10 protein-coding genes are annotated in these 11,225 nt (G+C 59.6%); 5 read left to right on the top strand and 5 right to left on the bottom strand.

Features of this window, described 5'->3' with window-relative positions:
• Positions 1–11 precede the first annotated feature (11 nt).
• Entirely contained in the window at positions 12–443 is a 432-nt protein-coding gene (locus ACQZ6F_RS01970) for an Lrp/AsnC family transcriptional regulator (protein WP_068393997.1), read from the bottom strand.
• 138 nt (positions 444–581) lie between these two features.
• On the opposite strand from ACQZ6F_RS01970, the gene ACQZ6F_RS01965 reads away from it, so the two are divergent.
• Complete coding sequence (locus tag ACQZ6F_RS01965) at positions 582–1,685, top strand: saccharopine dehydrogenase family protein (RefSeq protein ID WP_077468289.1); 1,104 nt, start codon at positions 582–584, stop codon at positions 1,683–1,685.
• A gap of 121 nt (positions 1,686–1,806) precedes the next feature.
• Here ACQZ6F_RS01965 and ACQZ6F_RS01960 read toward each other — a convergent pair whose 3' ends face one another.
• A complete protein-coding gene (locus tag ACQZ6F_RS01960; protein WP_077468101.1) occupies positions 1,807–2,418 on the bottom strand; it encodes a TetR/AcrR family transcriptional regulator in 612 nt (203 codons plus the stop codon).
• A 132-nt stretch (positions 2,419–2,550) separates the two neighbouring features.
• On the opposite strand from ACQZ6F_RS01960, the gene ACQZ6F_RS01955 reads away from it, so the two are divergent.
• Positions 2,551–3,498 carry an NADP-dependent oxidoreductase gene (locus ACQZ6F_RS01955; RefSeq protein WP_449092422.1) on the top strand — a complete coding sequence of 316 codons (948 nt, stop codon included), beginning with the start codon at positions 2,551–2,553 and terminating at the stop codon, positions 3,496–3,498.
• A 101-nt stretch (positions 3,499–3,599) separates the two neighbouring features.
• Here the strand turns inward: ACQZ6F_RS01955 and ACQZ6F_RS01950 are convergent, their stop codons facing one another.
• The 3 genes from ACQZ6F_RS01950 to hglS are packed head-to-tail and all read right to left on the bottom strand — an operon-like array spanning position 3,600 to position 7,831.
• A complete protein-coding gene (locus ACQZ6F_RS01950) occupies positions 3,600–4,835 on the bottom strand; it encodes a pyridoxal phosphate-dependent aminotransferase (protein WP_449092421.1) in 1,236 nt (411 codons plus the stop codon).
• A gap of 5 nt (positions 4,836–4,840) precedes the next feature.
• The gene (amaB, locus tag ACQZ6F_RS01945) at positions 4,841–6,373 is read right to left on the bottom strand and encodes an L-piperidine-6-carboxylate dehydrogenase (protein WP_449092420.1); all 1,533 of its coding nucleotides are present in this window, start codon (positions 6,371–6,373) and stop codon (positions 4,841–4,843) included.
• Between the two features lie 60 nt (positions 6,374–6,433).
• On the bottom strand, positions 6,434–7,831 hold the full coding sequence (hglS, locus tag ACQZ6F_RS01940) for a 2-oxoadipate dioxygenase/decarboxylase HglS (RefSeq protein WP_449092419.1): 1,398 nt from the start codon (positions 7,829–7,831) through the stop codon (positions 6,434–6,436).
• 105 nt (positions 7,832–7,936) lie between these two features.
• On the opposite strand from hglS, the gene ACQZ6F_RS01935 reads away from it, so the two are divergent.
• From ACQZ6F_RS01935 to ACQZ6F_RS01925, 3 genes are all read left to right on the top strand, one after another.
• Positions 7,937–8,857 carry a LysR family transcriptional regulator gene (locus ACQZ6F_RS01935; RefSeq protein WP_267551721.1) on the top strand — a complete coding sequence of 307 codons (921 nt, stop codon included), beginning with the start codon at positions 7,937–7,939 and terminating at the stop codon, positions 8,855–8,857.
• 108 nt (positions 8,858–8,965) lie between these two features.
• The gene (locus ACQZ6F_RS01930; protein WP_449093120.1) at positions 8,966–10,051 is read left to right on the top strand and encodes an LLM class flavin-dependent oxidoreductase; all 1,086 of its coding nucleotides are present in this window, start codon (positions 8,966–8,968) and stop codon (positions 10,049–10,051) included.
• Between the two features lie 323 nt (positions 10,052–10,374).
• Positions 10,375–11,031, top strand: coding sequence for a hypothetical protein (locus tag ACQZ6F_RS01925; protein ID WP_449092418.1), 657 nt, complete (start codon positions 10,375–10,377; stop codon positions 11,029–11,031).
• Positions 11,032–11,225 lie beyond the last annotated feature (194 nt).

Raw genomic sequence — 11,225 nt, 5'->3', positions numbered from 1 at the left:
CGCCCGTAGGTTCAGCGCGAGATCCGCGTCGAAAGGACGATGGACGATAGCGTCCGCTCGACGCCGTCGATCTTGCCGATTTCGTCGATCAGCTGATCCAGCTCGGAAATCGACGGTGCGGCAACGATGGCGATCAAGTCGAAGGAGCCGCTGACGGAGTGCAGCGTCGTTACCTCATGGATCGCATCCAGCGACGCCGTTACGGCCGAGAGCGCTTTCGGTGCGATGGTGATCAGAACATGGGCGCGGATGAGGCCGGAGAGATAGGTTTCCGACAGCCGCACACCATAGCCGGCGATCACACCTTCTCTCTCAAGCCGTTCGAGTCGGGCCTGCACCGTGGTGCGCGATAGCGACAGCCTTTTGGCGAGTGTTGCCACCGGCATGCGGGCATTTTGACCGAGCAATGCCAGCAATTCCCGATCTTTTTCCGTTACCTGCATCGTCATTCCTGCATTTTGCAAAAATATGGTGTCATTTTGCTTATTTTTATACGACGAAAAGCGCTTTATGTCGCTATGAATCGTCCAATCCCTGCCTACACTTATAAAAATCTTATCAATGAAATGCAGGGGATTTATATGAAAGACATAGTGGTCATCGGCGCAGGCAAAATCGGTGGAGCGATTGCTTTGATGCTGGCCGACACGGGCGATTACAGGGTTGTCGTCGCTGACCGCAGCCCCGAGCAGCTCGCCAAGATCGACCACCACCCTGCGATTTCCACGGCAGCCGTCGATATCGCCGACCGCGCCGGGCTCGTCGCTGTTCTCACCGGAAAGTTCGCTGTTCTATCGGCCGCTCCTTTTCATCTCACCGGCTTCGTCGCCGAAGCCGCGCTAGAAGCGGGCGTCCACTATCTCGACCTCACCGAGGATGTCGCCACGACGAAGAAGGTCGAAGAGCTGGCCCAGGGGGCCAAAACTGCTTTCATCCCGCAATGCGGCCTGGCGCCGGGCTTCATCTCGATTGTCGCCAACGATCTCGCCAAGCGTTTCGACAGCCTCGACAGCGTCCGCATGCGCGTCGGCGCGTTGCCGCAATATCCGTCCAATGCTTTGAACTATAACCTGACCTGGAGCACGGACGGCCTGATCAACGAATATATCGAGCCGTGCGAAGCGATTGTCGAAGGCAAGCTCGTGACAGTGCCGGCCATGGAAGAGCGCGAGGAATTCTCGCTCGACGGCGTCACCTATGAGGCGTTCAACACCTCCGGCGGTCTCGGCACGCTTGCCAAGACGCTTGCCGGCCGCGTGCGCACCATGAACTACCGCACCATCCGTTACCCCGGCCATCAGGCTATCATCAAGGCACTCTTGAACGACCTGAACCTCAAGAACCGCCGCGATGTGCTGAAGGATCTCTTCGAAAACGCCCTGCCTGCGACAATGCAGGATGTGGTCGTCGTCTTCGTCACCGTCTGCGGCTGGCGCGAAGGTCGCTACATGCAGGAAACCTATGCCAACAAGGTCTATGCGGGCATCGTTGCCGGCAAGAAGATGAGCGCCATCCAGATCACCACGGCTGCCGGCATCACGACAGTTCTCGATCTGCTCTCCCACGGCAAGCTTCCCACCAAGGGCTTCGTCTGCCAGGAAGAAATCGACCTCGGTGACTTCCTAAACAATCGCTTCGGGCAGGTCTACAGCCTGGAGAAGCTTCGCATGAGAGAAGCCGTCTAAGTAAAAGCTTTTACTTGCTAAAAATATGGTGGGCTGACAGGCCCGCCATTGATCCGAATGTGGAATCGCTAAAGCCGCAATTTCACATTTTGACTCATCATTCCGGCGGTCCAATGCGCCGTCAGCTATCAGTCCGTAGTTGCGGTTCGGCAGTTTCAGCGAACCTCGTCACGTTGAAAGCAGAGAGATCACTCACATCCTCAAAGGCCTGGACCAGGTGATCGTCCAATTCTTGAGAGCCGCCATCGAGCCATGAGGCTACGGCGTGAGCAAGAACTGCCATGCCGATTTTCGCAATCAGCGAAGCGCGCCGGGCAGCCACGCCGCGCTCGCGTAGCTCTGCAGCCAACGCTTCCGTCAGAGAATTGACCTTCGCCGCCTGTCTTTCCTGAAGAGCGGGGCTGGCAGCGACAATCCGGCGTCCCGGCTCGGAGACGTGGCGGTTTTCAATGAAGAGCTTTTCCGCCGAACGAAAGGCTTTGAATAGGGTTTCCCAGGGGCCGAGTTCACGCGGAGCGTTACGCACCGCCGCGGTTAGCATTTCGCCCAGCGCCGTCTCCCCGTGAAAGAACATCTCCCGCTTGTCCGGAAAGTGCCGGAAAAAAGTTCGCTCCGTCACGCCAGCCTTTTGTGCAATTTCGGCGGCCGTCGTCTGCTCGTACCCACGCTCCTGGTATAGTTCCAGAGCCGCTTCCATGAGCCGGCGACGCACTTCTTCACGATTTCGTGGCATCAATTTTCCCTATTGTCAGTGGCTGACTTTACGCTTATCGTCAGTCACTGACAATACTACGCAGCGCCGTGCAAGTTTGCAACCACGGAACTGCGATCATCTTTGCTTGAGAAGAATGAAAGCGAGAACGACATGACCGATACCAAGCCCTCAGACATGCGCAGCATCCGGTTTCATGACTATGGGGAACCTGAGGATGTTCTGGTTCTGGAGAGGGTGACTATTCCGGAGCCGAGCCAGGACCGCATCCTGGTAAAGGTACACGCCTGCGGCCTCAACCCGGCAGACTGGGCGCTGTGCCGCGGCCTGTTTCCTGGAAAAATGCCTCGCGGCATTGGTCTGGATGTCGCCGGGTTTGTGGAATCAGTTGGCGAGAGCGTTACCGATGTCAGGATAGGCGATGCTGTTCTTGGCTCTGCCGATTTCGCAGGTTATGCGAGCGCCGGCGCATCGGATTTCGCCGTGCTCAATCACTGGGCCCCGGTTCCGGAGGGGCTCGACATGATCCATGCCGCGTCACTAACGCTCGTCGTTGAGACCGCATTCCGAAGCATTGAAAGCCTTCGGGTCGAAAAGGGGCACACCGTGCTGGTGCATGGCGGCGGGACGATGGTCGGCTTTGCAGCGGTACAGATAGCCCTGATCCGTGGCGCGAAGGTCATCACAACTGCGGGAGAGACATTCGGCGAGCGTCTCCGCGGCTTCGGTGCAAAGGTGACGCGCTATGGGGAGGGGATGATCCAGCGAGTTCGCGATATTGCACAGGGCTCGCCCGATTTGATACTTGATACGGCCCCCGCCAACGGCGGGCTTCCTGACCTGCTGGAAATTGCTGGTGGTGATCCCAGGCGTATTCTGACCATTAGCGATTTCTCGGCGGCGAATGAAATGGGCATCCGGCACTCGTTTTCAGAAAACACACCGCAACGATATGACGTGATCGGGGAGTTTGCCAAGCTCGCGGCTGTCGGCAAATTCTCAATCCCGCTTGCTCTGGCACTACCGCTGGCAAGCTGGAAGGAGGCGATGGATCTTAGCCTGAGCGGACATGCGCACGGAAAAATCGTGCTCCAGCCTTAGGCACCCGGCACAGGAAATGGTCACCCCATAGCTATCTCGCGCGAAAGCGGTTCCACGGTTGAGTTAGTGGCTGCCCGTGAGGGTGCCACACTCTTCTGTGGTCATGACTGCAGCGCTGCGCAGGCCCGTTCGATGCGATCAAGCGCTTCGACAATATCTGCCTCGGATGTCGCATAGGAAATGCGGAAATAGGGCGACAGCCCGAATGCCGAACCTGGCACGACGGCGACATGGGCTTCGTCGAGCAGATAGGCGCAGAAATCCGCATCCGTTAGGATGGTCTTGCCCGAGGGTGTCGTCTTGCCGAGCACACCAGCGCAGCTCGAGAATGTGTAGAAGGCGCCTTCGGGCACGCGGCAATTCAGGCCTTCGATGGCATTGAGCCTGCCGACGACGAGATCCCGCCGGCGCTGGAAGCTGGCCGTGCGATCCTTGAGGAAGTCTTGCGGGCCATTCAGCGCAGCAACAGCGGCGGCCTGACTGACCGAGGACGGGCACGAAGTTGCCTGGCTCTGGATGACGGCCATGGCCTTGATCAGTGCCTTCGGGCCACCGGCGTAACCGATGCGCCAACCGGTCATCGCATAGGCCTTGGAAACACCATTCACCGTCAGCGTCCGGCTCTTGAGGCTAGGCTCGATTGCGACAGGCGTCGTGAAACGGAAGTCGTCATAGACGATGTGCTCATACATGTCGTCGACCATCAGCCAGACATGCGAATGGCGCTGCAGAACCTCGATGAGCGGAAGGTAATCCGCTTCCGAATAGGCCGCACCCGATGGATTGGACGGCGAATTGAGGAGCAGCCAGCGCGTCTTCGGCGTGATCGCCTTTTCGAGTTGATCCGCCTTGAGGCGGAAACCGGCCTCGACATCGCAGGGGATCAGCACCGGCACACCGCCGCAGATCTCGACGATATCGGAATAGGACGTCCAGTAGGGCGTCGGGATGATCACCTCGTCGCCCGGATCGATCGACGCCATGAAGGCATTGAACAGAATCTGCTTTGCGCCCGTCGCCACGGTGATTTCGTCGAGAGCATAGTCGACGCCATTCTCGCGCAGGAACTTGCCGGCAATCGCCTTCTTGAGTTCCGGCGTGCCATCGAGCGCGGTGTATTTCGTTTCGCCACGATCGATGGCGGCCTTTGCCGCCTCCTTGACGTTGTCAGGCGTATCGAAATCCGGCTCTCCGGCGCCGAGGATGATGACGGGCAGACCGTCGCGCTTCATGGCATTGGCGCGTGCGCCGATCTGCAGGATTGTCGACACGCCGATGGAGGCGATGCGCGAAGCGGGCCGAAAACCCGCTTCCTCGATGGTGGTGGCGATCGTCATGAGGCCTACTCGATGTCGAAGGATACGCCCTGAGCCAGCGGCAGGGCCTTGGAATAGTTCACGGTGTTGGTCGCCCGGCGCATATAGGCTCTCCAGGCATCCGATCCGGATTCACGACCGCCACCGGTTTCCTTCTCGCCGCCGAATGCGCCGCCGATTTCGGCGCCCGATGTGCCGATGTTGACGTTGGCAATGCCGCAATCCGAGCCGTCAGCCGCGAGGAAGCGCTCGGATTCCTGCATGTCGCGAGTGAAGATCGACGAGGAAAGGCCGGCCGAGACGGCATTGTGTTCCTCGATCACGGCATCGAAGTCGTCATAAGGCATGACGTAGAGGATCGGCGCGAAGGTTTCTTCGAAAACGGGCCCGGCCTGCTTCGGCATCTCCACAAGCGCCGGCTTGGCATAATAGCCATCGGCATGGCCGACATCGATGCGCTCGCCGCCGGTGACGGTGCCGCCGTGCGATTTCGCGGCCGAAATGGCCTTCTGCATGCCATCGAAGGCGGCCTTGTCGATCAGTGGGCCGACGAGAGCCGAGGAATGCAAGGGATCGCCGACGGAGACGCTCTGATAGGCCTTCTTCAGACGCGGCACGAGCTGGTCGTAAACGCTCGTATGTACGAAGAGGCGGCGCAGCGTCGTGCAGCGCTGACCGGCGGTGCCCATGGCGCCGAAGGCGATGGCGCGCAGCGCCATGTCGAGATCGGCAGACGGGCAGACGATGCCGGCATTGTTGCCGCCGAGTTCGAGAATGGCGCGGGCAAAGCGCTTGGCGAGCCGCGGTCCTACATCGCGGCCCATGCGGGTCGAGCCCGTCGCCGAGACGAGCGGCACCTTAGGATGATCGACGAGCACTTCGCCGATGGCACGGTCACCGATGAGGATCTGCGATAGGCCTTCCGGCGCATCGCCGAAGCGGGCGAGCGCACGATCGAGGATGGCTTGCGAGGCCAGCGCCGTCAGCGGCGTCTTTTCCGAGGGTTTCCAGATGACCGGATTGCCGCAGATCAGCGCGAGCGCCGCGTTCCACGACCACACCGCGACCGGGAAGTTGAAGGCCGAGATGATACCGACGACGCCAAGCGGATGCCAGGTTTCCATCATGCGATGGCCCGGGCGCTCGGTGGCGATCGTCAGGCCGTAGAGCTGACGCGAGAGGCCGACTGCGAAGTCGCAGATGTCGATCATTTCCTGCACTTCGCCGAGGCCTTCGGAGCGGATCTTGCCTGCTTCGATCGAGACCAGGCGACCAAGGTCGTCCTTGGCGGCACGCAGCTCTTCGCCGAGCAGGCGAACCAGTTCGCCACGCTTGGGCGCCGGCACCAGACGCCAGGCGCGGAATGCGGCGTGAGCCTTCTCGATCCGCCGGGCTGCTTCATCGGCCGAAACGGTCTTCAAATCGCCGATCTTCTCGCCGGTTACAGGCGAGTAGGAGGGCATGTCGCCCTGCGTATAGAGCGCCTTGTCGACACCGAGCTTTTCGAGGATGGCGGCGGTTTCGGCCGCGACGGAAAGATTCTTTGCTGCGATATTCATCTCATAACTCCACTTGTCTCTGATCCGGGCCTGCGGCGCGATCTCTATGGTCGCGCGATCTCACTCGGCCGCGTCTTGTTGGGATAGTGCCCGTAGGCACGCGTCGATCGATGCCTGCTCGATGCCGGCATAATGGTCGAATTCGTTCACGACCTTCATTCCAAGGTCGGCCTCGAACCGTTTCTGGTTCGGGCTGGCGACAAATTCCTGCTGGGCGCTATCGCCGAGGTTTGACTGGAAGATGCCGGCGGCACTGACGGGCAGGAAGTCTTCATAGACGATCGGGTCGAACTGGATGAACCCGTCTTCGATCAGGGTTTCGAGGGAGCGACCGGCTCCTGCGGCCACAGCCTTGCCCTTGGTCGTCAACGAATAGGCGAAATAACCAAGCTCTTCAGCGCGGATCGCTGCCCAATCATCAGGAAATTCGCCAAAGCTCTGCGCCAGCGCGGCTTCATATTCGCGCGCATTCGATCCGTCTGCGGCGGGCCGCACGATCCTGCGGGACTGGTCGAGCAATCGATCATAAAGGGCACGGCCTTTAGGGGTGAGTGCAATGCCTCGCTGCTCGATTTCGCCGAAGCGAGCGGTGTGCGACCCGGTTTCCCAGACGCCGTCTGCATTGCGGAAGGATACGGGCTCTTCCAGCGCCTTGAAGGAGGTCTGGCGCAGCAGGATCGGGCAGCCGCGTGTCGGCGGGCCTTCGACGATGGCCTTCGGCGCAATGTCATAATCGGGCATCAGCGTCTGCACCTGGTCAATATCCAGGGTGCGCGGCGTCAGATGGTTGATGTGCGGGCCCTTGAACGAAACGACATCTGCAATCAGGCGATGAGCATCATGGAGACGATGGTACATGGCGGCATCGACGTTGGCTTCGTCGTGCCAGCGGAAAGTCTCAAGCACTTCGTCGACGAAACGGCTGGCGTCGGCCATAGTCAAGCCGCCGTCGCGTTCGGCTTTTTCTGTGAGCGAAACCGCGTCTTCGGTGAAGATCCGGCGCTTCGAAAGAATTTCAGCCGATGCCGCGCGCAGGTCTTGATCTGCAATCAGGTCGAGCCGCAGCAGCGAGGTGAAGACACGGAAGGGATTACGCTTCAGCTCGGCGTCGCCGACGGGCCGGAATGCCGTTGAATGCACGGGCACACCCGCCGTGGAAAGATCGTAATAGCCGACGGGATACATGCCCATGACGGCGAACACGCGCGCCATCATCGCCAGTTCTGCAGCCGTCCCGAGCCGGATGGCGCCGTGCCGTTCCTCGGAAATGCGATCGAGATAGTCGGTCGCCTGAAGGCGTTCCTTCAATTTCGGCTGGGCGGCGAGCGTTGCGTCATTGACGCGGCCTACCAGCTCCATGAGCGTGCCGTAGGCGGGGACTTCTTCGCGATACATGGCGGACATGGCGGCCGAAAAGGCGCTGCGAATATCGCTTGTGGAGACGTGATCAGACTTCATGGGCGGTCGGTTCCTGAAAAGGCTATATCATTCCTATATTGCAGGATATCTCTTGTCCGATCACTGGTCTTGTGAGAGAAAATTCTAACTTGATGCGAAAATGGAATGACTATGCGCAGGCGCCTCATCCCCGACATCGTCAATCTGCAAGCATTCGAATGCGCGGCCCGGCATCAGAATTTTTCGCGGGCGGCCGAAGAACTGAACCTGACCCAGAGCGCCGTCAGTCGTCAGATCAGCGAACTGGAGCAGCAGACCGGGTTAAAGCTTTTCGAGCGCGTGCGGCAACGCGTCGTCCTGTCGGAAGCGGGGCTTCGGCTTTTGCCGGAGGTCAAGGATCTGCTGCTACGCTCAGAGCGTCTGATGATCGGCGCCGTCGCCTCGGGGCAAATGAAGCTATCGTTGAAAGTAGCGACCTTGCCAACCTTCGGCACGCGGTGGCTGGTGCCGCGACTCGGCCATTTCCTAGAGGAGCATCGGGACGTCGCGGTTACGGTGGAGTCGCGCTCCAAGCCCTTCAGTTTCGATGAGGACAATTTCGACCTTGCCATTCACTACGGCCTGCCGGCCTGGGCTGGCGCCGTTGCCACGTTTCTCTGCAATGAGACGGTTCTTCCGGTTGCCGGCCGGCAACTGGCCGGCCGATTGAAGCTCGGCGGTCCGGAGGATCTGTCACTGGCTCCGCTGCTGCATCTGACAACACGTCCGAAGCTCTGGGCGCAATGGTTCGATCTGCAGAAACTGCCGACCGAACATGCCTATCCCGGCGCCCGCTTCGATCAGTTCTCCATGATCATCGCTGCCGCCATCTCCGGGCTCGGCGTCGCGCTGTTGCCCACCTATCTCATCGAAGAGGAATTGCAGACAGGCGCGCTGCTGCCTCTGTTCGAACTGCCGATGCCGACCGAGAACAGCTACTATGTGGTCATGCCGGAAAAGAAGCAGACCAACGAGATCGCCATGCTCTTTCAGGATTGGCTTGTGAGCCAGGTAACGCCGCCGTCCCAAGCGACAACAGCCAAATAAATTTTAGGCTTGAAATTCTTTTCCGTGAGCGTCACACATTTGCGTGTCGCATCGTTGCCGGCTGCCGGGACGCTGCAGGGTGAAGTCGGAGGAGAAGGCGCCGTGAAGATGCATCCGCTGAAGGGGCCGAACCGGCTGAAGCTTGGCGTGTTCTCGACCAATGCGGATGGCGGGCTTGCCATTACCGATGTGCCGGAGCGTTGGACGGCCGGCTGGCAAGACAATCTAACCGCTGCGCAGATCGCCGATCGCGCCGGTCTTGAATTCTTACTGCCGATCGCCCGCTGGCGTGGTTTCGGCGGCAAGAACCGGGTGCGCGAATGGTCGTTTGAGACCTTCACCTGGGCCGCGGCTCTTTCTGCTGCGACGGATCGCATCGGTCTGTTCATGACGGTGCATGTCCCACTCGTCCATCCGCTCTATGCGGCAAAGTCGCTCGCGACAGTCGATCATATCAGCCAGGGGCGGGCAGGGCTCAACATCGTCTGCGGCTGGAACCCGAAGGAATTCGGCATGTTCGGCGTGCCACTTGTCGAGAAGGGCTACGACCAGGCGACGGAATGGCTCGAGATCGTTGAAAAGCTCTACGCCTCCGACGAGCCGCTGGATTATGCCGGAAGCTATTACAGCCTGAAAGAGGCCGTTAGCCGTCCGGCAAGCCTGCAGACGCCGCGCCCGGTGACGATGAATGCCGCATTCGGCGGTCCCGGCCGAGATTTCGCGGCCGGCCATTGCGACTATCTCTTCACCACTTTCACCGAGATTGCTGACGCTGGAAAGCATGTGATCGACATCAGCCAACGTGCGGAAAAGAATGGCCGGCAGGTCGGCGTCTACACGGTCTGCCACATCGTCTGCCGCGAGACGCAGGCAGAGGCGGAAGATTATTACACGCGCTACGCCGTCACCATGGCTGACCACGCGGCCGTCGACCAACATATGGCCGGCAAGAAGGAGTTTTCGCAATCCCATGATCGCGAAGCCTATGATCGCTATCGGCAGCGCTTCGCCGGTGGAGCGGGCAGCTATCCGCTGATTGGGACGCCGGAACGCATCGCTGATGAGATGATCGCCATTTCGGAGCAAGGCTATGCGGGCATCGCCTTGTCATTCGTCAATTACACCCAGGAACTTCCCTATTTTTGCGATCGGGTGCTCCCGCTTCTGAAGAAGGCCGGGCTTCGCTTGGAGTGATGTTGCGCAGCCGGTCTTGATGGCTGGCGGCAAGGCCGGCGTTATCACCACCATATGCGGCAAATGTGCACCGCAGCAAAAAACTTGGTCTCAAGGGGTTTACAAGCCCGGCGGTGGATGGGAGTCTTTAGGCGAAGGTGTCACCCGTTTCCGTGGTGGCGATATATCCTTCGAGCGGATGCCTGTTTTTGGCTCCGCAGCGCTTCCGATTTCGGGCGCTCAACTGAACAAATCAATCCGAGGCCTGGATGCGGCATTTGCCATGTGTTCGGCCGTTGTCTTGGTGTGCCCAAAGTTTCGGGCAGAGATAAGTGGGTTTATAGATGGCTTTTGTTGCACAGCGCGCCGTTCTCGGTGTTCTTGCAAGCGTGATGTTGTTGCCGCAGGCCGCCAATGCCAGTGATCTGATGATCTGGTCGCCGGTCAAGGTTGCTCCGCGAACCTATAAGACGACGCTGGGTTTTCGATTGCCGATGGCTTGGGAAACGAGTGCGGGTGTGGATCTCGGCCTGGGAGGTTCCGTGAATGGAACGATCCTGCGCAGCAGCAGTCTTGCGACATTATGGGGAACGGCTGTCGACAGCCAGAGCCGCTTCTCGACCAGCTGGCGGCGCGAAGTGGCGCTGCGTGTCGATACGCTAAACGGCGCCGGCACCCTTTGTTTTGGCCGCTCACGTAGCTGGATGGTGTCAGATGGTCTCGATATGCGCACGTCCAGATCGTTGAATGTCAATTATGCAGGGGCGCGGAGCGGTGCGAATACTATTATCGCGACACAGGACGTGACGCTTGCCGTTCCCTGGACAGGAACATCCATATCGGCAAGCGGCAATCTGAAAGATGTCGGCAATGCCTTCTCCAGCACGGTCTCGTTTCAGCAGCCTCTTGCGCCGAACCTGAATTTTTCTGCTTCGTTCCTCGACCCGCAGACATTGACGCCGGCCGGCAATCTGCGCCTTGACTACCGGGTCAAATGGTAGTGCAGGAACTCGCGGCATAGTTCTGATCGCGCTTACTGATTTCGCGCGAAGTGCGGAACAAATATCTCGCGCCTCAGTTTGGAAGATAGCGGGATCGTTGGGTCGCGCACGAGGCATTCAAACCTCGTAAAAACCTGCCGTCAGCCTGCTCCCGGCTGACGGCAGGTTCCAACGTCCAGAGTCGCGGCCCAGAC

This window comes from Rhizobium sp. A22-96 (genome assembly GCF_053521805.1).
The sequence above is the reverse complement of the archived record's forward strand: the minus strand, read 5'-3'. Positions and strand labels throughout refer to the sequence as shown.

Excerpts from the sequence above, each read along its gene's own strand:
- hglS (WP_449092419.1), bottom strand. The coding sequence starts at position 7,831 with ATGAAGTCTGATCACGTCTCCACAAGCGATATTCGCAGCGCCTTTTCG.
- ACQZ6F_RS01960 (WP_077468101.1), bottom strand. The coding sequence starts at position 2,418 with ATGCCACGAAATCGTGAAGAAGTGCGTCGCCGGCTCATGGAAGCGGCT.
- amaB (WP_449092420.1), bottom strand. The coding sequence starts at position 6,373 with ATGAATATCGCAGCAAAGAATCTTTCCGTCGCGGCCGAAACCGCCGCC.
- ACQZ6F_RS01955 (WP_449092422.1), top strand. The coding sequence starts at position 2,551 with ATGACCGATACCAAGCCCTCAGACATGCGCAGCATCCGGTTTCATGAC.
- ACQZ6F_RS01950 (WP_449092421.1), bottom strand. The coding sequence starts at position 4,835 with ATGACGATCGCCACCACCATCGAGGAAGCGGGTTTTCGGCCCGCTTCG.
- ACQZ6F_RS01930 (WP_449093120.1), top strand. The coding sequence starts at position 8,966 with ATGCATCCGCTGAAGGGGCCGAACCGGCTGAAGCTTGGCGTGTTCTCG.
- ACQZ6F_RS01965 (WP_077468289.1), top strand. The coding sequence starts at position 582 with ATGAAAGACATAGTGGTCATCGGCGCAGGCAAAATCGGTGGAGCGATT.
- ACQZ6F_RS01925 (WP_449092418.1), top strand. The coding sequence starts at position 10,375 with ATGGCTTTTGTTGCACAGCGCGCCGTTCTCGGTGTTCTTGCAAGCGTG.
- ACQZ6F_RS01970 (WP_068393997.1), bottom strand. The coding sequence starts at position 443 with ATGCAGGTAACGGAAAAAGATCGGGAATTGCTGGCATTGCTCGGTCAA.
- ACQZ6F_RS01935 (WP_267551721.1), top strand. The coding sequence starts at position 7,937 with ATGACTATGCGCAGGCGCCTCATCCCCGACATCGTCAATCTGCAAGCA.